Source organism: Lentzea xinjiangensis, from assembly GCF_900110955.1.
Classification (GTDB): Bacteria; Actinomycetota; Actinomycetes; order Mycobacteriales; family Pseudonocardiaceae; genus Lentzea; species Lentzea xinjiangensis.
Genome location: NZ_FOFR01000011.1, coordinates 206,339 through 226,241, shown reverse-complemented (window position 1 = coordinate 226,241; position 19,903 = coordinate 206,339). Strand labels below are relative to the sequence as shown.

The 19,903-nt window shown below is 70.5% G+C and carries 21 protein-coding genes and 1 riboswitch; of the genes, 11 read left to right on the top strand and 10 right to left on the bottom strand.

The window, feature by feature from the left end:
* The first annotated feature begins 189 nt into the window (after nucleotides 1-189).
* Entirely contained in the window at nucleotides 190-693 is a 504-nt protein-coding gene (locus tag BMW88_RS23890; RefSeq protein ID WP_089954000.1) for an EF-hand domain-containing protein, read from the top strand.
* 85 nt (nucleotides 694-778) lie between these two features.
* Here the strand turns inward: BMW88_RS23890 and cobN are convergent, their stop codons facing one another.
* Nucleotides 779-4,342 (bottom strand): cobaltochelatase subunit CobN, encoded by a 3,564-nt coding sequence (cobN, locus tag BMW88_RS23885; RefSeq protein WP_089953998.1) that lies wholly within the window; start codon nucleotides 4,340-4,342, stop codon nucleotides 779-781.
* 35 nt (nucleotides 4,343-4,377) lie between these two features.
* A riboswitch (cobalamin riboswitch) is annotated at nucleotides 4,378-4,512 on the bottom strand.
* 8 nt (nucleotides 4,513-4,520) lie between these two features.
* On the opposite strand from cobN, the gene BMW88_RS23880 reads away from it, so the two are divergent.
* From BMW88_RS23880 to BMW88_RS23870, 3 genes are read left to right on the top strand one after another with little or no spacing between them, the layout of a single operon-like run.
* Nucleotides 4,521-5,516: a hypothetical protein gene (locus tag BMW88_RS23880; protein WP_089953995.1), complete on the top strand. Its 996-nt coding sequence runs from the start codon at nucleotides 4,521-4,523 to the stop codon at nucleotides 5,514-5,516.
* The gene (locus tag BMW88_RS23875; RefSeq protein WP_089953994.1) at nucleotides 5,513-6,133 is read left to right on the top strand and encodes a precorrin-8X methylmutase; all 621 of its coding nucleotides are present in this window, start codon (nucleotides 5,513-5,515) and stop codon (nucleotides 6,131-6,133) included. The genes BMW88_RS23880 and BMW88_RS23875 overlap by 4 nt, the downstream gene beginning before the upstream one ends.
* Nucleotides 6,130-7,581 carry a precorrin-2 C(20)-methyltransferase gene (locus tag BMW88_RS23870; protein WP_089953992.1) on the top strand — a complete coding sequence of 484 codons (1,452 nt, stop codon included), beginning with the start codon at nucleotides 6,130-6,132 and terminating at the stop codon, nucleotides 7,579-7,581. Before BMW88_RS23875 ends, BMW88_RS23870 begins: the two co-directional genes overlap by 4 nt.
* Here the strand turns inward: BMW88_RS23870 and BMW88_RS23865 are convergent.
* The 5 genes from BMW88_RS23865 to BMW88_RS23845 form a co-directional block, all read right to left on the bottom strand.
* Entirely contained in the window at nucleotides 7,553-8,263 is a 711-nt protein-coding gene (locus tag BMW88_RS23865) for a cobalt-precorrin-6A reductase (RefSeq protein WP_089953988.1), read from the bottom strand. The two genes, BMW88_RS23870 and BMW88_RS23865, sit on opposite strands and share 29 nt — an antisense overlap.
* Nucleotides 8,260-9,000, bottom strand: a complete 741-nt coding sequence (cobM, locus tag BMW88_RS23860; RefSeq protein ID WP_089954158.1) for a precorrin-4 C(11)-methyltransferase — start codon at nucleotides 8,998-9,000, stop codon at nucleotides 8,260-8,262. Before cobM ends, BMW88_RS23865 begins: the two co-directional genes overlap by 4 nt.
* Complete coding sequence (gene cbiE / locus BMW88_RS23855; protein WP_089953985.1) at nucleotides 8,997-10,142, bottom strand: precorrin-6y C5,15-methyltransferase (decarboxylating) subunit CbiE; 1,146 nt, start codon at nucleotides 10,140-10,142, stop codon at nucleotides 8,997-8,999. Before cbiE ends, cobM begins: the two co-directional genes overlap by 4 nt.
* On the bottom strand, nucleotides 10,123-10,512 hold the full coding sequence (locus tag BMW88_RS23850) for a TIGR03618 family F420-dependent PPOX class oxidoreductase (protein ID WP_089954160.1): 390 nt from the start codon (nucleotides 10,510-10,512) through the stop codon (nucleotides 10,123-10,125). Before BMW88_RS23850 ends, cbiE begins: the two co-directional genes overlap by 20 nt.
* Before the next feature lie 70 nt (nucleotides 10,513-10,582).
* On the bottom strand, nucleotides 10,583-12,868 hold the full coding sequence (locus BMW88_RS23845) for a chitobiase/beta-hexosaminidase C-terminal domain-containing protein (protein ID WP_089953983.1): 2,286 nt from the start codon (nucleotides 12,866-12,868) through the stop codon (nucleotides 10,583-10,585).
* A 168-nt stretch (nucleotides 12,869-13,036) separates the two neighbouring features.
* On the opposite strand from BMW88_RS23845, the gene BMW88_RS23840 reads away from it, so the two are divergent.
* Genes BMW88_RS23840 through BMW88_RS23830 form a run of 3 tightly spaced genes read left to right on the top strand, consistent with a single transcriptional unit; the run spans nucleotide 13,037 to nucleotide 14,252 of the window.
* On the top strand, nucleotides 13,037-13,876 hold the full coding sequence (locus BMW88_RS23840) for a helix-turn-helix domain-containing protein (RefSeq protein WP_089953980.1): 840 nt from the start codon (nucleotides 13,037-13,039) through the stop codon (nucleotides 13,874-13,876).
* A complete protein-coding gene (locus BMW88_RS23835; RefSeq protein ID WP_089953978.1) occupies nucleotides 13,851-14,033 on the top strand; it encodes a DUF397 domain-containing protein in 183 nt (60 codons plus the stop codon). The genes BMW88_RS23840 and BMW88_RS23835 overlap by 26 nt, the downstream gene beginning before the upstream one ends.
* Nucleotides 14,034-14,042: 9 nt before the next feature.
* A complete protein-coding gene (locus tag BMW88_RS23830) occupies nucleotides 14,043-14,252 on the top strand; it encodes a DUF397 domain-containing protein (protein WP_342715179.1) in 210 nt (69 codons plus the stop codon).
* Here the strand turns inward: BMW88_RS23830 and BMW88_RS23825 are convergent.
* The 4 genes from BMW88_RS23825 to BMW88_RS23810 are packed head-to-tail and all read right to left on the bottom strand — an operon-like array spanning nucleotide 14,230 to nucleotide 18,369.
* Complete coding sequence (locus tag BMW88_RS23825) at nucleotides 14,230-15,894, bottom strand: aminotransferase class V-fold PLP-dependent enzyme (protein WP_089953976.1); 1,665 nt, start codon at nucleotides 15,892-15,894, stop codon at nucleotides 14,230-14,232. The genes BMW88_RS23830 and BMW88_RS23825 overlap by 23 nt on opposite strands.
* 1 nt (nucleotide 15,895) lies before the next feature.
* Nucleotides 15,896-16,654, bottom strand: coding sequence for an amino acid ABC transporter ATP-binding protein (locus tag BMW88_RS23820; protein WP_177221264.1), 759 nt, complete (start codon nucleotides 16,652-16,654; stop codon nucleotides 15,896-15,898).
* Nucleotides 16,641-17,477, bottom strand: a complete 837-nt coding sequence (locus tag BMW88_RS23815; protein WP_089953970.1) for an amino acid ABC transporter permease — start codon at nucleotides 17,475-17,477, stop codon at nucleotides 16,641-16,643. Before BMW88_RS23815 ends, BMW88_RS23820 begins: the two co-directional genes overlap by 14 nt.
* Complete coding sequence (locus BMW88_RS23810; RefSeq protein WP_089953968.1) at nucleotides 17,467-18,369, bottom strand: ABC transporter substrate-binding protein; 903 nt, start codon at nucleotides 18,367-18,369, stop codon at nucleotides 17,467-17,469. Before BMW88_RS23810 ends, BMW88_RS23815 begins: the two co-directional genes overlap by 11 nt.
* A 132-nt stretch (nucleotides 18,370-18,501) precedes the next feature.
* On the opposite strand from BMW88_RS23810, the gene trxA reads away from it, so the two are divergent.
* The 4 genes from trxA to BMW88_RS23790 are packed head-to-tail and all read left to right on the top strand — an operon-like array spanning nucleotide 18,502 to nucleotide 19,840.
* Nucleotides 18,502-18,867 carry a thioredoxin gene (trxA, locus tag BMW88_RS23805; RefSeq protein WP_089953963.1) on the top strand — a complete coding sequence of 122 codons (366 nt, stop codon included), beginning with the start codon at nucleotides 18,502-18,504 and terminating at the stop codon, nucleotides 18,865-18,867.
* Between the two features lie 33 nt (nucleotides 18,868-18,900).
* The gene (locus BMW88_RS23800; RefSeq protein WP_089953961.1) at nucleotides 18,901-19,290 is read left to right on the top strand and encodes a phage holin family protein; all 390 of its coding nucleotides are present in this window, start codon (nucleotides 18,901-18,903) and stop codon (nucleotides 19,288-19,290) included.
* On the top strand, nucleotides 19,287-19,574 hold the full coding sequence (locus BMW88_RS23795) for a DUF3618 domain-containing protein (protein WP_089953958.1): 288 nt from the start codon (nucleotides 19,287-19,289) through the stop codon (nucleotides 19,572-19,574). The genes BMW88_RS23800 and BMW88_RS23795 overlap by 4 nt, the downstream gene beginning before the upstream one ends.
* Nucleotides 19,571-19,840, top strand: a complete 270-nt coding sequence (locus BMW88_RS23790; protein WP_089953957.1) for a DUF4235 domain-containing protein — start codon at nucleotides 19,571-19,573, stop codon at nucleotides 19,838-19,840. The genes BMW88_RS23795 and BMW88_RS23790 overlap by 4 nt, the downstream gene beginning before the upstream one ends.
* Nucleotides 19,841-19,903: the final 63 nt, after the last annotated feature.

Sequence of the window (19,903 nt, the reverse complement as noted above, 5' to 3'; positions counted from 1 at the left end):
CGCTGATCCTTTTCCGCCGCGGATCGCGAAGTCCACCGTGGAAAACCAGCCGGACGCGGCGCCTTCAGCCGAGGCGATGAGCAGTTCGCCGGAGTCCGAGGGGCACAGCTCGATTGCACCCGATCCGGAGCTGCTCCGACCCGTTCGGCCGATGGTCCGCGTTGCGCCGTTCGGCCTATCGTCCTGCGCATGGCGAGCGACCTGCAACGACGCAAGGTGTCAGTGGTGTTCGGCGCGATGGACGCCAACGGCGACGGCTACCTGGACGAGAGCGACTTCCGCGCGCTCACCTCGCGCTGGATGTCGTTGCGCGGCGGTGACGACGAGCTGCTGTCCGAGGTGATGATGGGCTGGTGGGCGACCCTGTCGGCCGCCGCGGGCCGGGACCGCGTGGCGGTGGACGACGTCCTGACCATCGTGGACGCGCTGCCGAAGGCCCCCGAGGCGGTCACCGGCACCGCGGACGCGATGTTCGGCGCCGTGGACGAGAACGGCGACGACTACATCTCCTCCGACGAGTACGAGATGATGATCGCCGCTTGGCTCGGGCACGACCGCGCCACCGACTTCGCCGCGCTCGACCACGACGGTGACGGCAGGTTGTCGCGCGCGGAGTTCGCCCGGCTGTGGCTCGAGTTCTGGGCGGGCGACGACGCGTCCGCCGCCGGCAACCACGTCTTCGGGCCTCTCTAGGAGCGCACGAGCATCCTGGTGGACGGGGTCAGGGCGAGCTGCCAGGCTCGCCCCGGCCACTGCCGCGTCCGGAGCTGGCCCGGCGTCAGACGCCGTCCTCCAGGTCGCCCTCGGTCTCCAGGTAGGCCGCCCGCAGCGCGTCCAGCGTGGACGGCTCCGGGTGCTCCCACATCTTGCGCTCGGCCGCCTCCAGCAGGCGCTCGGCGATGCCGTGCAACGCCCACGGGTTGCTGGTCTGCAGGAACTTCCGCGTCTCGGGGTCGAGCACGTAGGTCTCGGTCAGCTTCTCGTACATCCAGTCCGCGACCACGCCGGTCGTGGCGTCGTAGCCGAACAGGTACTCCACCGTCGCCTGCAGCTCGAACGCGCCCTTGTACCCGTGCCGGCGCATCGCGCCGACCCAGCGCGGGTTCACCACGCGGGCGCGGAAGATCCGCGAGGTCTCCTCGGTCAGCGTGCGGGTCCGGACGGCTTCCGGGCGCGTGCTGTCACCGACGTACGCGGCGGGCGCCTTGCCCGTCAACGCCTTCACCATCGTGACCATGCCGCCGTGGTACTGGAAGTAGTCGTCCGAGTCGGCGATGTCGTGCTCGCGGGTGTCGATGTTCTTGGCCGCCACGGCGATCCGCCGGTACGCCGACTCCATGTCCTGGCGTGCCGCGACACCGTCGACCCCGCGGCCGTAGGCGTACCCGCCCCACACCGCGTACACCTCGGCGATGTCCGACGAGTCGCGCCAGTTGCGGCTGTCGATCAACGGCAGCACGCCGGCGCCGTACGCGCCCGGCTTGGAGCCGAAGATCCGCAGCGTCGCCCTGCGCTCGTCGCCGTGCTCCTCCAGGTCGTTGAGGGTGTGCGCCCGCACGAAGTTCTGCTCCGCCGGCTCGTCGAGCGCGGCCACCAGCCGCACCGCGTCGTCCACAAGGGACACCACGTGCGGGAAGGCGTCGCGGAAGAAGCCGGAGATCCGGACCGTGACGTCGACGCGCGGCCTTCCCAGCTCCTCCAGCGGGATGACCTCGAGGCCGGTGACGCGGCGCGACTGGTCGTCCCACACCGGCCGCACGCCCATCAGCGCGAACACCTCGGCGATGTCGTCGCCGGCCGTGCGCATCGCGGACGTGCCCCAGACCGAGAGGCCGACCGACGGCGGCCACTCGCCGTCGTTCTCGGAGCGGTAGCGCTCCAGCAGCGAGTCGGCCATCGCCTGGCCGGTCTCCCAGGCGAGGCGGGACGGGATGGCCTTCGGGTCGACCGAGTAGAAGTTGCGGCCGGTCGGCAGCACGTTCACCAGGCCGCGCAACGGTGACCCCGACGGACCGGCGGGGATGTAGCCGCCGTCCAGCGCGTGCAGCACGTTCGTCATCTCGTCCGTGGTGCGCGCGAGCCTCGGCACGACCTCGACGGCCGCGAACTCCAGGATCTTGCGCACGTCCTCGGACTCGTGCAGGCCCGCCGCCGCGGCCGGGTCCCAGCCCGCGTCCTCCATCGCCTGCACGAGTGCGCGCGCCTGCTCCTCGACGGCGTCGACGTCCTCGCGCGTGGTCGTGGTGAGCCCCAGCGCCTCCCGCAGTCCCGGCAGCGCGGCGACCTGACCGCCCCACATCTGCCGGGCCTGGAGCATCGCGAGGACGAGGTTCACGCGGACGCCGCCGGTCGGCGCCTCGCCGAGGACGTGCAGGCCGTCGCGGATCTGGACGTCCTTGACCTCGCACAGCCAGCCGTCGACGTGCAGCAGGAACTCGTCGAACTCGGCGTCGTGCGGCCGGTCGTCCAGGCCGAGGTCGTGGTCGAGCTTCGCGGCCTGGATCAGCGTCCAGATCTGCGCGCGGATCGCGGGCAGCTTGGCCGGGTCCATCGCGGAGATGTTCCCGTACTCGTCGAGCAGCTGCTCCAGCCGCGCGATGTCGCCGTAGCTGTCGGCCCGCGCCATCGGCGGCACCAGGTGGTCGACCAGCGTGGCGTGCGCACGGCGCTTCGCCTGCGTGCCCTCACCGGGGTCGTTGACGAGGAACGGGTAGATCAGCGGCAGGTCGCCGAGCGCCGCGTCCGTGCCGCAGGACGCCGACATGCCGACGGTCTTGCCGGGCAGCCACTCCAGGTTGCCGTGCTTGCCGACGTGCACCACGGCGTCCGCGCCGAACTGCGACTCGATCCACCGGTACGCCGCCAGGTAGTGGTGCGACGGCGGCAGGTCCGGGTCGTGGTAGATCGCGATCGGGTTCTCGCCGAACCCGCGCGGCGGCTGGACGATCACCGTGACGTTGCCGGACCGCAGCGCCGCCAGGACGATCTCGCCGTCCTTCGACCTGGAGTGGTCGACGAAGAGCGAGCCCGGCGCCTCGCCCCAGTGCTCCCGCATCGACTCGCGGAAGTCCTCCGGCAGCGTGTCGTGGTACTCCCGGTAGTCGGCCGCCGCGATGCGCACGGGGTTGCTCTCGAACTGCTCCTGCGTGAGCCAGTCCGCGTCCTGGCCGCCGGCGGCGATCAGGGCGTGGATCAGCTTGTCGCCGTCGAGCTCGTCGACGCCCGGCAGCTCGTCGCCGATGTCGTAGCCGTGGTCCTTCATGGCCTTGAGCAGCCGGACCGTGGAGGCGGGCGTGTCGAGCCCGACCGCGTTGCCGATGCGGGAGTGCTTGGTCGGGTACGCCGACAGCATCACCGCGATCTTGCGCTCCGCGACCGGGATGTGGCGCAGCCGGCCGTGCCGGACCGCGATGCCCGCGACGCGCAGCGCCCGCTCCGGGTCGGCGACGTAGACGGTCAGGCCGTCGGAGTCGATCTCCTTGAAGGAGAACGGGACCGTGATGATCCGGCCGTCGAACTCGGGGATCGCGACCTGGGTCGCGGTGTCCAAAGGAGACAGTCCGTCGTCGTTGGCGTCCCACGACTCGCGGCTCGACGTGAGGCACAGCCCCTGCAGGATCGGCACGTCCAGCGCCGCCAGCGCGCCCACGTCCCACGCGTCGTCGTCACCACCGGCGGACGCGGCGGCGGGGTTCGTGCCCCCGGCCGCGAGCACCGTCACGACCAGGGCGTCGGCCTGGCGCAGCGTGTCGAGCAGCTCCGGTTCGGCGGTGCGCAGCGAGGAGCAGAAGACCGGCAGCGGCCGGCCGCCCTTGGCCTCGATCGCGTCGCACAACGCGTGCACGAACGCCGTGTTCCCGGCCACGTGGTGCGCGCGGTAGTAGAGCACCGCGACCGTGGGGCCTTCTCCCGCGGGCTCGCGCTCCAGCAGACCCCACGTGGGCGTGGCCGCGGGCGCCGCGAAGCCGTGGCCGGTCAGCAGCACCGTGTCCGACAGGAACTTGTGCAGCTCCGCCAGGTTCGCCGGACCGCCGTGCGCGAGGTAGAGGTGTGCTTCGGCGCACACACCGCCGGGCACCGTCGACAGCTCCATCAGCGCCGCGTCCGGCTGCTGCTCGCCGCCGAGCACCACCACGGGCAGGCCGCTCGCGAGCAGCCAGTCGAGGCCCTCCTCCCACATCCGGCGCCCGCCGAGGATGCGCACGACCACCAGGTCCACGTCCCGGGTGAGCGCGGGGAGGTCGTCGGCCGTGGTGCGCGCCGGGTTGCCGAGCCGGAACTCGGCACCGCTCGCACGGGCCGACAGCAGGTCGGTGTCGGAGGTCGACAGCAGCAGGATCACGCAGGCTCCATCCCTCGTGGGGTCCTCGCCCCAGGTTGCGGGTGACTGGCGAAGCGGAGTTCCTGACTCCCAGCGGTGTTCGCTGGTCACAGTGGCGGGACCGCGCCGGATTCACACCGGCTTCCTCCTGTGCTTCGTCGTTCGGGCTCACCCTAACCGGCGGGTTACAGTCCGACCTATGCCCAGTGGGATTTATCGGGATCACGCGGACGCCTGCCCCGGCGCCGTCGAGCTGCACCAGGCGGCCGACGGCGGGCTCGCGCGCATCCGGGTCCCCGGCGGCACCCTCTCCGCAGCTCAGTGGGACGTCGTGCGGACCGCGGCCGGTGAGCTGGGCAACGGCTCCGTGGAGCTGACCTCGCGGGCGAACCTCCAGATCAGGGGCCTCGCGGACGGCGTGGAGCTGGGTGCGCGGCTGCGTGCCGCTGGCCTGCTGCCGTCGCTGACCCACGAGCGCATCCGCAACGTCATCGCCGCGCCGCTGGAGGACAACCAGGCGCTGGTCGACGCGCTGGACGCCGCCCTGTGCGCCGATCCGCTGCTGGCCGGTCTGCCGGGGCGTTTCCTGGTCACCGTCGGGGCTTCGGTGAGCGGGCTGGGTGGCGACTTCGGCCTGGTCGGCGACGTTCTGCTGCTCGCGGGAACCGATGTGGGCGTGCGCGTCCAGGACCCGGTCGACGCCGTCGTGACCGCGGCCCGGCTCTTCCAGCGGATGCGCGGCACGGCCTGGCGCCTGTCCGAAGTGGACGACGGTGTGCGGAAGATCACCGCCCACTTCGGCGCCTCGGCCACCGAGCGCATCACCCCAGGTGTGACGCCGGTCGCACCTTCCGCCGTGACACCCGGTGTCCCGCTGGGCCGGCTGGACGCGACCCAGCTCCCCGGCGTCGCGCTCCGGCTCACCCCGTGGCGCAGCGTGGTCGTGCCCGCTGGGACCGACGTCTCCGGGCTGATCACCGACCCCGCCTCGCCGTGGCACGGCGTCAGCGCCTGCACCGGCCGTCCCGGTTGCGCCAAGTCGCTCTCCGACGTGCGCGCCGACGCGCGCGCCTGGCTGGGAACCCCGCACAGCCGCCCGGTGCACTGGTCTGGCTGTGCACGCCGCTGCGGTCGTCCCGCCGGCGATGTGATCGAGTTCGTCGCGACCGGCGACGGCTATGAGGAGATCCGGTGACGGAGTACATCAAGGACGGCGCGGAGATCTACCGCCAGTCCTTCGCCACCATTCGCGCGGAGTCGGACCTCACCAGGTTCCCCGACGACGTCGCGAAAGTCGTGGTCCGCATGATCCACGCGTGCGGCATGACGGACTTGCCCGACGACATAGCTTTCTCCCCCGGAGTGGTCCGCAGCGCGCGTGAGGCGTTGCGCAACGGTGCCCCGATCCTCTGCGACGCCAACATGGTCGCGTCCGGGGTGACCCGTCGTCGGCTGCCCGCGGACAACGAGGTCCTGTGCCACCTCCAGGACCCGCGCACGCCGGAGCTGGCCGCGCGGATCGGCAACACCCGCAGCGCCGCCGCCCTGGAGCTGCTCGCGGACCGCTTCGAGGGCGCGGTGGTCGCCATCGGCAACGCCCCCACCGCGTTGTTCCACCTGATCGACCTGATCGGGCGGGGAGCCCCGCGACCGGCCGCCGTGCTCGGCATCCCGGTCGGGTTCATCGGCGCGGCGGAGTCGAAGGAAGCCTTGGCCGCAACGGATCTGGAGCACCTCGTGGTGCGCGGCCGGCGCGGCGGCAGCGCCATGACGGCGGCGGCCATCAACGCGATCGCTAGTGAGGAAGAATGACGGGCAAGCTCTACGGCGTCGGCCTGGGTCCCGGTGACCCGGAACTCGTGACGGTCAAGGCCGCGCGCCTCATCTCCGAAGCCGACGTGGTCGCGTTCCACAGCGCCCGGCACGGCCGCAGCGTCGCGAGGACCATCGCGGAGCCGTACCTGCGCGAGGGCCAGCTCGTCGAACAGCTCGTCTACCCGGTGACCACCGAGGACACCGACGACTACCAGGGCGAGATCGACGCGTTCTACGAGCAGGCCGCCGCCCGGCTGGCCGCGCACCTCGACGCCGGTCGCGACGTCGTGGTGCTGGCCGCGGGCGACCCGTTCTTCTACGGCTCCTACATGCACATGCACAAGCGGCTCGCCCACCGCTACGAGTGGGAGGTCGTGCCCGGCGTGACGTCGGTCAGCGGCGCCAGCGCGGTCCTCGGCACACCGCTCGTGGAACGCGACGAGGTCCTCACCGTCCTGCCCGGCACCCTGCCGCCCGCCGAGCTCGCGGCCCGCCTCGCCGACACCGACTCGGCCGCGATCCTGAAGCTGGGCCGCACGTTCGGCAACGTCAGGCAGGCGCTGGAGGACTCCGGCCGGCTCGACGGCGCCTGGTACGTCGAGCGCGCCACGACGGGCCGCCAGAAGACGTCGCGGCTGGCCGACGTCGACCCCGGCTCGGTCCCGTACTTCTCGATCGCGCTGCTGCCGAGCGGCTCCAAGCCGGCACCGCGCAAGGGCGAGGTCGTGGTGGTCGGTCTCGGGCCGGGCTCGCGCGACTGGCTCACGCCACAGGCCCGCCAGGAGCTGGAGGCCGCCGACGAGCTGGTCGGCTACTCGACCTACCTCGACCGCGTCCCGCTGCGCCCCGGTCAGAACCGGCACTCCTCGCACAACCAGGTCGAGTCGGAACGTGCCGCGTTCGCCCTGGACCTCGCCCGCCGCGGCGCGCGGGTGGCCGTCGTGTCCTCCGGCGACCCCGGGGTGTTCGCGATGGCCACGGCGGTCCTGGAGGTCGCCGCGGAGACCCCGGACGTGCCGGTGCGGATCGTTCCCGGCGTCACGGCCGCGAACGCCGTGGCCGCCAAGGCCGGTGCGCCGCTGGGCCACGACTACGCGGTGATCTCGCTGAGCGACCGCCTCAAGCCGTGGGACGTCATCGCCGAACGCCTGGCCGCCACCGCCAAGGCCGACCTGGTGATCGCGATCTACAACCCGGCGTCGAAGGCCCGCACGCACCAGGTCGCGGACATGCGCGACGTGCTGCTCCGGCACCGTTCCCCGGAGACGCCGGTCGTGGTCGGACGCGACGTCGGCGGCCCGGAGGAGGAGATCCGCGTGCTGACGCTCGGCGACCTCGACCCGGCCACGATCGACATGCGCTGCCTGCTGATCATCGGCTCGTCCCAGACCGTGGTGACCCCCCGCGGCGTCGTGTTCACACCCCGGCGGTACCCAACCAGCTGACGGCTTCCTCCACCGTTGCCACCACGTCCGCGGGTGGCAGCGGTGGCCGCCGCACGACCACGACCGGAATCCCCAGCCGCCGGGCGGCTTCGAGCTTGGCGGAGGTCATCTCCCCACCGCTGTCCTTGGTCACCAGCACGTCGATCGACCGCGAGCGCATCAGTTCCAGCTCACCGTCCACGGTGAACGGCCCGCGCGAGAGCAGCACCTCGATGTGTTGCGGCAGCGGCGGTTCCGGCGGCTCGACCATCCGCGCCAGGAACCACTGCGGGCACCCGGCGAACTCCGCGAGGTCCTGCCGCCCGGTCGTCAGGAACACGCGCGAACCGGGCAGCTCCCGCGCCGCCCGGGCGACGCTGTCCACCCAGTGCCAGCCGGGCTGCGGCGGGAACCCCGGACGCCGCAGGACCAGGAACGGCACGCCGGCGCGACCGCACGCCTCGAAGGCGTTGGCGGTGATCTGCCGTGCGAACGGGTGCGTGGCGTCGACCACGGCGCGGACGTCGTGGTCGCGCAACCACCGCACGAGGCCGTCCACCCCGCCGAACCCGCCGATCCGGACCTCGCCGACCGGCAGGGCCGGGTCGCTCACCCGACCGGCCAGGGAGGAGACGACCGGCCGCGGCGCCAGCCGGCGGGCCAGCTCCCTCGCCTCCCCGGTTCCGCCGAGGAGCAGGATCATCGGACGCGCGTCGGCGAGTACAGGTGGCTGTCGGGGAACTGCGTGGCCCCCAGCACCCGGCCGACGACGATCACCGCGGTCCGCTTGATCCCGGCCGCCTCGACCTGCGCGGCGATGTCGTCCAGCGTTCCGCGCAGCACGACCTCGTCCGGGCGGGAGGCGTACGCGACCACCGCCACGGGGCAGTCGGCGCCGTAGTTCGGGAGCAGCTCCGCGACCACGTCCGCGATCCGCTGCACGGCCAGGTGCAGCACGAGCGTGGCGTGGCTGCGGCCCAGCGTGTCCAGGTCCTCGCCGGGGGGCATCGGCGTGGCGCGCTGCGACGTGCGCGTGAGGATCACCGTCTGCCCCACGCCCGGCACGGTCAGCTCGCGCTGCAACGACGCCGCCGCGGCCGCGAAGGCGGGCACGCCGGGCGTCACGTCGTAGGCGATCCCGAGCGCGTCGAGCCGGCGCATCTGCTCGGCCATCGCGCTGAACACCGCCGGGTCCCCCGAGTGCAACCGGGCCACGTCCAGCCCCTGCTCCGAGGCCACGACCAGCTCCGCCACGATCTCGTCCAGCGTCAGGGACGCCGTGTCGACCTTGCGCGCGCCGTCCGGGCAGAAGGCCAGCAGCTCCACGGGCACCAGCGCGCCCGCGTACAGGCACACGGGCGAGGACGCGATCAGGTCCCGTCCCCGCACCGTGATCAGGTCGGCGGCGCCGGGCCCCGCGCCGATGAAGTGCACGGTCACCTGGTCACGCTCCACGTCGTCACGGGCATGTGCGGCCGCCAGCCGGTGAACCCGCCGACCGCCGAGCCCCGGTTGACCGCGATCCGCACCAGGTCGCCGCCGAGGCGGGCGTACCACTGCGCCACCACGGCCTCGGACTCGAGCGTCACGGCGTTCACCACGAGCCGCCCGCCGGACGCCAGCGCGTCCCAGCACGCCTGCACCACGCCCGGCACCGTGAGCCCGCCGCCGATGAAGATCGCGTCGGGCTTCTCCAGCCCCTCCAGCGCCTCCGGCGCACGTCCGATGTGGACCTCGACGCCGGGCACCCCCAGCGCGGCGGCGTTGCGCACGATCCGTTCCGCGCGTTCGGCCGACTGCTCCACGGCGATGGCCCGGCACGTCGGGTGCGTCCGCGCCCACTCGATCGCGATCGAGCCCGACCCGGCTCCGACGTCCCACAGCACCTGCCCGGGCAGCGGTGCCAACCTCGACAGCGAAATCGCCCGCACCTCACGCTTCGTCAGCTGGCCATCGGTCTCGTAGGCGTCGTCCGGCAGTCCTGGCACGCGAGAATACGCATCTCCGGCGTATTCCACGGCGATGACGCACAGCGGGTCCGCGGTCTCCCCCGCCCACCGGTACACCTTCTCCGCGGGCCCGCCGAGCTGCTCCAGCACGGTCACCGGTCCGGCGATTCCGGCCACCACGGCCGGGTCGCCGCCCAGGACGAGCACGCGCCGGCCCGGCGTGAGCGCCGGGCGCAGCAGGTCGGCTGACCGCCCCACCAGCGACACGACCTCGACCTCGTTCAGCGCCCAGCCGAGCCGCGCACACGCCAGCGACACCGACGAGGGGTGCGGAACGACCGTCACCCGCGGCCCGAGCAGGCGGACCAGCGTCGTGCCGATGCCGTGGAACATCGGGTCGCCGGAGGCGAGCACGCACACGTCGCGGTACTTCTCGAACAGCGCGGGCAACGCCGGTACCAGCGGCGACGGCCACGCGACCCGTTCGAAGTCCCCCGGCACCAGGTCGAGCTGCCGCTGCGAGCCCATCAGCACCTTCGCGCCCTCGACCGCGTGGCGCGCGGCCGGCGACAGCCCGTCCCACCCGTCGGCGCCGATGCCGACGACAACGACGTCAGACGGTTCCGGTGACACGCCGCACCTGGATCTCGATCACCACTCGGTTCGAGTTCACCCGAGGCTGCCGGTACCGCAGCGCGTAGCGCCGCTCGGCCTCCCGCACGGACTCGGCGTCCTCGCGCACGACGGCGGGCCCCTCCAGCGCCGACCACCGCCGACCGTCCACCTGGCACACCGTCGCGTAGCCGGCCTTGCGCGCGTGCTTGACCTTCCACGACGCGCCGTCGGTGATGACCCGCGCGATCCCGGCCTCGAGGTCGAGCGTGACACCCACGGGCACCACGTGCGGCGTGCCGTCCGGACGCACGGTGGACAACGTGCACAGGTGCCGTTCGGCCCAGAACTCGGCGAACTCGGCGCCACGCTCGATCGACATGGCACGCATCATGCAATGCGGGACCCGGGAAACGAAATCGGGCCCGCCGGCGTGCACCGGCGGGCCCTCGATCGCTGTGCTACGGGTAGCTGACGACGTTCACCGGCACGGTGCCCGGCGGCGTCACCCCACCCACGTTGTTCACGACGTGGGTGATCGTGCCCTGGTAGTTGAGCGACACGGTCAGCAGGTTGTGCAGCCGCACCCCGGACCGGTTCGGCACCTCGAACGCGTTCTCGGCCCGCACCGACGGGTTGACGTTGAAGAAGCAGTAGCTGCCGAGCCCCCACGCCTCGTGCGTGGAGACGTTGTCGCCGACCTTGTAGGCCGCGTACCCGGCCTGGCCGTTCGGCCTGTTCCAGACCGCCTGGTTCGGCACGTCGTACGGCATCTCGTTCTGGAAGAAGATGGTCCGCCCGCGCTCGCCGTTCCAGATCACCTGGTACTTCTGGTAGTGCTCGACGAACAGGCCGGTGGCCAGCACGTCGTTGCCGTTCACGACGAGACCGGTGTCACCGATCGCCTCGTCCCAGCCCCAGGTCCCGGCGTTGCCGTGGTCGGCGCGCCAGATCCAGGTGTGGTCGATGATCGTGTTGTGGCTGTTGACGACCAGGCTGTTGGTCGCCTTGCCCGCGATCGCCCCGCCGACGCGGAAGAACACGTCCTGCAACGTGGTCGGGTTCGCCGCGTGCGAGGCCGACGAACCGGCCGGTCCGACGGTCAGCAGCGACGGCGACAGCGTCGTGCCGGCGTCGAACAGCACGCCCTTGATCCGCACGCCGTCGACGTCGGCGACCTGCATGGCCGTCACGCCGTTCTGCGGCACGATCGTCGCGTAGCCGATGCCCAGCACGACGGTGCCGGGCCGCGTGACGTTGATCGTCTGGTTGACGTTGTAGATGCCGGGCGTGAAGAACAGGTTGCACCCGGACGCCAGCGCCGCGTTGATCGTCGAGGCGGTGTCGCCGGACTTCACGACGTAGAACTGGCTCATCGGCAGCGAGGTGCCGGGCGTGCCGCCGTTGACCCACGAGGCGCCGGAGGCGTTGGTGCGCAACGAGGGCAGGAACACCCGGTAGGAGCCGTTCTCGAAGTAGAGGTACGGCACGTCGCGCGAGATCGGCGTGGTCGCCAGGTTGGTCGACGGCGGGTTCGGGAACGTCGTCGCCGGAGCGCCGGGCGTTCCGGAGAACACCATGTTCCACACGCCGCCGTTCCAGCCGCCGCTGTAGTTGGAGTCGCGCGTGTACCACTGCTGCTGCGAGACCGAGGCGGTCTGGCCGGAGACGCGGGTGTCGGCCGTGTAGCCGCCGCTCGCGAAGCCGTACGACGCCGGGTACAGCGCCAGGTTGCCGCGGATGTCCATGCGGCGGAACGGCGCGGCCTGCGCGACGGCCCAGCGGTTGGTGCCGTTGCTCGGGTTGACCGCCATGTTCTCGGCCGAGCGCCAGAAGTTCTGCAGCGCCACGCCCTTGTCGGACTCGTTGAACGCGTCCACGGTGATGTCACCGTTGATCACGACGTCACCGGGGTTGCGCCCCAGGCCAGCGACGGACGTGTAGAAGCCGACGTTGTCGTGGACGTTGTAGGTGCCCGGCTTGAACAGGTGCGCCACCCGGCGCGGCGCCATCTGCGCCGTGAGGGTGTCCTTCTGCATGTTGAAGTCCGCGTCGAGCTGCGTCTGGATGCTCGCGGCGGACATGCTCGGGTCGAAGACGCGCGTGTTCGGGCCGAAGTCCGGGTTGTTCGACTGGACGCAGCCCTGCTGCGCGCCGATCGTGTAGGTGGCGCTCGCGACCGCGGAGTTCGCGAGGCCCGCCTTGACGGCGATGGCGTTCACGGTCCGGCTGCTGGTCACGGAGATCGGCCCGCTGTAGACCGGCGACGACGCGGTGGGCGTCGAACCGTCCACTGTGTACCGGATCGTGGCGCCCGAGGTGCCGGTCGAGATCGTCACGGTCTGCGCGGACGTGTACGCGCCGCCCGGCGGGCTGAAGGTCGGCGTCGCGACCGGGGCCTGCGTGCTCCCGTGCGTGTAGGTGAAGTGGGGGCTGCCGTACTGCGGCCCACCCTTCTCGTAGGTGAACCAGTACTCGATCTGCGTGCCGGACGACAACGACCCGACGGTCTTCTGCCAGGTCCCGGCGTTGTTCGTCATCCGGAAGTTCTGTTGGTTCGCACCGGAGATCAGGTAGTGCACGTCGACGTACAGGGCAGGGGTCGTCGGCGTGAAGTTGATCCGTGCCTGAGTGGCGTCCAGCGCCGTCACGTTCTGCGTGTAGTCCTCGGCCGCGACGGCGGCGGAGGACGACGCGAATGACGACAGGGCAATCGCTGCGGCTGCCGTAACGGCCAGCCATCTCATCCTTGAGAGCGCTCTCACACCTGGCACGGTAAGCGGCCGATGCACTTTTGAGGAAGAGGCAAGTTCAGGGAAAGAACGGCGGCTCCACCGGCCCGCGAACCCCGAGCCACACCGTTTTCACCCGAACGAGCAGATTCATGGAGTGGCTGCAAGTCATAGCGTCGATGCATGACTCCATCCACCGCGTACAGCCGGGACCTGGGCGATGAGCTCCGCAGACTGCGGGACACCTGCACCGGTTTGAGCGGCACCAAGCTCGCCGAGAAGCTCGGCTGGGACCCGAGCAAGGTCTCCACCATCGAGCACGGCAAGGCGCGCGCCAGCGAGATCGACCTCGTCCAGTACCTGTCGATGTGCGGTAAGGACATCGACTTCATCGTGGAGTTCAAGCGCCGCTACCAGTACGCGTTCGACGAGTACCGGGTGCAGGTGTCGGGCAACCTCCGCACGATGGCGATGGCCGAGTCGACCGCCAGGACGATCACCAGCTACGACGTGCTGGCCGTGCCGGGACTCCTGCAGTCACCGGAGTACGCCGACGGCATCTACCGGATGACCGGCCTGGTGGCGGAGGATCGCATCCCGGACCTCGTCCGGTACCGGACCGAACGTCAGACGATTCTGCAACGACACGATCGGCCGACTTGCTTGTTCTTCGTCCATGAGCACGCGTTGCAGCTCCAGGTCGGCGACGGCGAGGTCATGGAGGACCAGTACGCGCGCCTGCTGTTCAACACGCACACGATCCGGATCGTCCCGAAGGACGCGCCCATCGTCGCCTCCGGTTTCGTGCTCTGGGAATTCGCCAAGGTACGACCGCTCGTCTTCAGCGAAACCAATCTGGCCAACGTCTTCGTGGAGGATCCGGGCGCCATCGCACGCACAAGGCTCTTCTTCGGCCGTCTGGATGAAGTCGCCTTGAGTGCTGATCAATCGCGGAGCATGCTGGCGGAGTACGTCAGCCGACCGCGAGAGGACCTCCATGACCCAGAACCGCACTTGGCGTAAGAGCAGTTACAGCGGCGGAGCGGAGGACGGCAACTGCGTCGAGGTGTCGCTCACCCACGACGCCCTCATCAGGGACTCGAAGAACGCGAGCGGCGACGTCCTCGCGTTCTCCACCCCTGCCTGGACCGCGCTGATCAGATTCCTCGGTTCTCGTTGAAACCGGAGCATGTCGGCCGACTGCGAGAGGACCTCCATGCCTCAGGACCGCACTTGGCGCAAAAGCAGCTACAGCGGCGGAGCGGAGGACAGCAACTGCGTCGAGGTGTCGCTCACCCACAACGCCCTCATCAGGGACTCGAAGAACGCGAGCGGCGACGTCCTCGCGTTCTCCACCCCCGCCTGGACCGCACTGATCAGGTCCCTCGGTTCTCGTTGAGGTAGTTGTAGATGGTGTAGCGGGTGACCTCCAGGACACCCGCCAGGTGGTCGACGGAGTCGCGGATCAGGAAGAAGCCCGCCTCGTCCAGCACCCGCACGACCTGCGACTTGTGCACCTTCTTCATCAGCTCGACGGGCACGCCCACGTCGGCGATCGCCTTCTCGACGAGCACGCGCTGGAGCGTGTCCACGTCCTGCGGGAACGACTCGACCGGCCCGGACGCCTCGTGCGCCGCCAGCTTGTTGACGCACAGGCAGCCCACGGCCACACCGGAGGCGTCCCGCACGAACGTCGTCGACGACCAGATCGCCCGCCCGTCCGGCGCGTACGTCTCGTAGCCAGGCATGTCCGTGGTCGTGCCGCGCCGGACCAGGCCCAGCAGCAGGTCGGTCATCGGCCCGCCCACCTGCCGGCCGGTGAGCGACCCGGCGATGGCGATGATCGAGTTCGGCAGCCGCGCGAGGTCGTGCACGACGACCTCGGTGTCCGGTCCCAGTGCCGAGGCGAGGCTGTCGACCGTCGGCACCAGCGCCGACAACGCCGGCGGCACCGGCGCGGTGGCCGAGGTCGACAACGACTTCAGGGCGGCCCTGACCCGTTCCAGGGTCCCGTGCGTGGTGGTGGCGTGCGGCGAGAGCCGGACGTGCTCCGGCCGGACCGTCGCGGTGACGCCGAAGGCGTTGAGCGCCTCCCCCACCACGGGCGCGGCCTCGGGCATCGTGAACGCGAGGATCCCCGCGCGGCGGTCGCGGGCGGACACGACCTGGCCGCCGCAGGACAGCACGATCTCCTCCAGCTCCGCCACGACCTCGCCGACCGCGGCGTCGAGCTCGGCGACCCCGGCGAGCTCGACCAGCTCCAGCGCCTCGGCGAAGGCGCCGGACACCACGGGTGAGAGGTTCGTGATGTTCCAGGAGGCGGCGTCGGGCGAGGCGGTGTGCACGGAGTTGTCGAACAGTCCCGCGTCGACCGCGCCGGTCCAGCCGGACAGCACGGGCGAGAGCCGTTCCAGCGCGCGGTCCGACAGCACCGCGAAACCGGTGCTCCACCCGGCCCGCAGCCACTTCTGGCCGCCGACGACGAGCACGTCGGCGACCTCCCACGGCTCGTCGACGACACCGAAGCCCTGGATGCCGTCCACGACCAGCAGCCGGTCGCCCACGGCCTCGCGCAACGCCGCCAGGTCGGCGCGGTAGCCGGTGCGGAAGTCCACGGCGGACACCGACAGCGCGGACACCTCGCCGGTCAGCCGGCTCGCGACGGCGGCGGGCGTCACGGGGCCGTCGAGGACCACCGACGGCAACCCCGCCCGCACCCACGGGTAGGTGTTGGACGGGAACTCCGCCGCCGAGTACATGACCGTGCCGGACAACCCGAAGGCCGCCTGGAACAGGCCGATCGACGTGTTCGGCACCAGCGCCACGTGGTCGGTGTCGGACCGGCACAACCGCGCGACGGCGGCCTTCACCCGCTGCTCCTCGCGCATCAGCGTGTCCACTGTGGAAGGACCGGCGAGCGAGGCCTGTTCCATCAACCGGGACGTCGCCGCCACCACCGGGACGGAGGGCGGGCCGAAGCGGGCGAAGTCGAGATACCCCTCCGGTTCGCGGAACTGGGCGAGGTACGAGGCGTCGATCAAGTCAGAGCACCTTTGCGAGGAACTGTTGCGTCCGTGGCTGCTGCGGGTTGTCCAGCACGTCGGCCGGGGTGCCGGTCTCCACCACGGCGCCGTCGACGAGGAAGGCCACCCGGTCGGCGACCGAGCGGGCGAAGCCGATCTCGTGCGTGACCACGATCATCGTCATGCCGTCGCGGGCCAGCGAGGTCATCACGTCGAGCACCTCGCCGACCAGCTCCGGGTCCAGCGCGGACGTGGGCTCGTCGAACAGCATCAGCTTGGGCTTCATCGCCAGTGCCCGCGCGATGGCGACGCGTTGCTGCTGACCGCCCGAGAGCTGCCCGGGGTAGGCGCCCGCCTTCTCGGCGAGCCCCACCCGTTCCAGCAGGGCCACCGCTTCCGCGCGCACCTCCGCGCGGCCTCGGCCGAGCACCTGGACCGGGCCCTCCATGACGTTCTCCAGCGCCGTGCGGTGCGGGAACAGGTTGAACCGCTGGAACACCATGCCGACGTCGCGGCGCTGGTGGGCGGCCTCGCGCTCGCGCAGCTCGTAGAGCTTCCCGCCGGCCGAGCGGAACCCGACCGGCACGCCGTCGACCCAGATCCGGCCGGCGTCGATCGTCTCCAGGTGGTTGACGCACCGCAGGAACGTCGACTTGCCCGCGCCCGACGGGCCGAGCAGGCACACGACCTCGCCGCGCTCGACCTCCAGGTCGATGCCCTTGAGCACCTCGGTGTGGCCGAACGACTTGCGGACACCGATCGCCTCAACGAGGGCCATAAGCACGCTCCAGGTAGTGCTGCCCGATCGACGCGAGGGAGACCATCACGAGGTACCAGGCCGCGGCGGCGAACAGGGTTTCCATGATCTCCAGGTTGCGCGACGAGATGTTGTTCGCGGCGTGGATGAGCTCCAGGAAGGCGATCACCGACGCCATCGAGGTGCCCTTGATCATGTTGATGAAGTTGTTGCCGGTCGGCGGGATGATCACGCGCATCGCCTGCGGCAGCACGACCCTGCGCAACGTGGTCATCGGCGTCATGCCGATCGACTTGGCCGCCTCGGTCTGGCCGGAGTCGACGCTGCTCAGGCCCGCGCGGACGATCTCGGCCATGTAGGCGCTCTCGTTGAGCCCCAGGCCCAGCAGCGCCGCCACGAACGCGGTCATGACCACGTTCGTGGGCACGGAGAACAACATCGGGATGGTGATGTTCTGGAACACCAGCGCGAGGTTGAACCAGATCAGGATCTGCAGCAGGACCGGCAGGCCGCGGAAGAGCCAGATGTAGCCGACGGCGAACCACCGCGCGACGGGGTTCGCCGACAGCCTCATCAGCGCGATCACGACACCGAGCACGATCGCGCCGCCCTGCGCGGCGACGGCGAGCACGATGGTGTTGACAACGCCTTCGAGCATCGCGGGGTGCGTGAAGAACCCCGGCACGTCCTCCCACTGGATCCGCGCCTCGGCCATCGCCCAGCCGATGCCCGCGATGACCAGCAGGATCACCGCACCGCTGACCCACCGCCAGGGGTGGCGCAGCGGCACGACGACGAGCTCGGAGGGCCGTACGCCCTCGGCGGTGCGGAGATCACTTGCCATTGATCGCGGCCTTGGTGATCGCACCCTGCTTGATGTCCCAGACGGTGAGGATCTTGTCGTAGGTGCCGTCGTCGATCAGCGACTGGAGGGCGGCCCTGATCGCCTCCGACAGCTTGGTGTTCTGCTTGTTCACGCCGATGCCGTACGGGCCGCCGTTGATCGGCGGGAGCGGCACGACCTCGAAGTACTGGCCGTCACCGGCGGTCTTCGAGACGTAGACGGCGGTCGGCAGGTCGTTGAGGATCGCGGCGACGCGGCCGGTGCGCAGCTGGTTCTGGTTGCCGGTGTCGCTGTCGGTGACGCTGAGCTGGACCTCGGGCTTGCCCGCGGCCTTGCACTTCTCGCTCTGCTCCTTGGCGAACTGCTCCTGCGAGCTGCCGAGGTTGACCGCGATGCCCTTGCCGCACAGGTCGTCGACGGACTTGACGCCCTGCGGGTTGCCCTTCTGCACCATGATCGTGATGCCGGAGGTGAAGTAGTCGACGAAGTCGATCTTCTGCTGGCGCTCGGCGGTGTCGTTCATGGCGGCCATCGTCACGTCGACGCGGCCGGTCTCGAGGCTGGTGATCAGCGAGCTGAACGCCATGTCGCTGTGCTCGGCGGTGAGCCCGAGCTTCGCGGAGATCGCCTTGATCAGGTCGACCTCGGACCCGAGCGGCGTCTTGCCGTCCTGGTCGTAGAAGTTGTTCGGCGGGTTCTGGATGTTCGACCCGACCCGCAGCTTGCCGGCCGAGGCGATCTCGGGCGGCAGCATCGCGGCGAGCTTGTCGTCCTTCTTGACCGAGCCCAGGTCGGACGACGGAGGCGTGGACGTCTGCGTGGTGTCAGACGTGGACCCGCAGGCGGCGAGCCCCAGTACGAGCAGCGAGGTCACGAGCAGGCGCGGCTTCATGGCGGGGACCGTACAACGTCGAGTTGAAGACGTCCACAAAAAGTTGAAGACAGGCGTGACCGGAGGCACTCGGGGAATTCCACCGGTACCCGCTCCGTTGGAGGGGGAGAACCGGCAAACGAGGAGGACCACATGGCGACGGTCGAGCTGACCACAGAGAACTTCGACGACGTGGTCGGTGGTTCCGGCATCGTTCTGGTCGACTTCTGGGCCGAGTGGTGCGGTCCGTGCCGCGCGTTCGGGCCCACCTACGAGGCAGCGTCGGACAAGAACGAGGACATCGTGTTCGGCAAGGTCGACACGGAGGCGCAGCAGCAGCTCGCGGCCGCGTTCGACATCCGCTCCATCCCGACGCTGATGATCGTGCGCGAGGGCGTCGTGCTGTTCTCGCAGCCGGGCGCGCTGCCGGCGAACGCGCTGGACGACCTCATCGACCAGGCGCGCAAGGTGGACATGGAAGAGGTCCACGCGAAGGTCAAGGAAGCCCAGCAGGGCTGATTGGCCAAACCCGGCTGTGGGTACCTGACGTGCATGAACACCGACACGTCGACCGCACAGCTGGTGAACCAGCTGTCCGAGCAGGTGAGCAGGCTCGCGCGCGATGAGATCCGTCTCGCCGTCGCCGAGCTGAAGGACAAGGGCAAGCACGCCGGTGTCGGCGCCGGACTGTTCGGCGTGGCCGGCGTGTTCGCGTGGTGGGGCGGGCTCAGCGTCGTCGCGGGCCTGATCCTGCTGCTGGCTCTCGTAGTACCGCCGTGGGCGGCCGCACTGATCGTCGCGGCCGCCCTTCTGCTGTTCGCGGGCATCTTCGCGCTCGTGGGCAAGGGGCAGGTCAAGCAGGCCGCGCCCCCGGTGCCCCGGCAGGCGATGGACAACGTCCAGCGGGACATCGCCACGATCAAGGAGAGTGCGCACCGATGACCGACCCGAAGGAACAGCTCCAGCGCGACGTCGAGCGCACCCGCCGCGAGCTGGGTGAGACCGTGGAGGCGCTGGCGCACAAGGTGGACGTGCCCGGCCGGGTGAAGGAGCAGGCGCACGAGACGGTCGTGCGGATGACCGCCGCGACCAACCAGGCGATCGACTCCCTGCCCGACCCCGTGGCGGAGCAGGTCGAGAAGGCCCGCCGGCACCCCGCGGCCATCGCGGCCGTGCTGATCACGCTCGTCCTCGTGATCTGGAAGCTCACCAGGAGGAACGGATGAAGTTGCTGTACCGCCCGCTGGGCATGCTGGTCGGAGCGCTGGGAGGCTACCTCGCCACCGCGATCTTCGGGCAGATCTGGAAGCTCGTGGCGGGCGACAAGGAAGCGCCCAGCGCCACCATGCGCAACCGCGCCTGGAGCGAGGTGCTGCTGGCGGCGGCGTTGCAGGGCGCCATCTTCGGCCTCGTGAAGGCCGCGATCGACCGCGGCGGCGCCAAGGGCTTCCAGAAGCTGACCGGCGAATGGCCCGGCGACGAGGAAGACTGACCGCCGTGCCCGGATGGCGTGCGAGCTGAACCTGCGGGCGCTTGAAGCCTCAACTACCCTGCT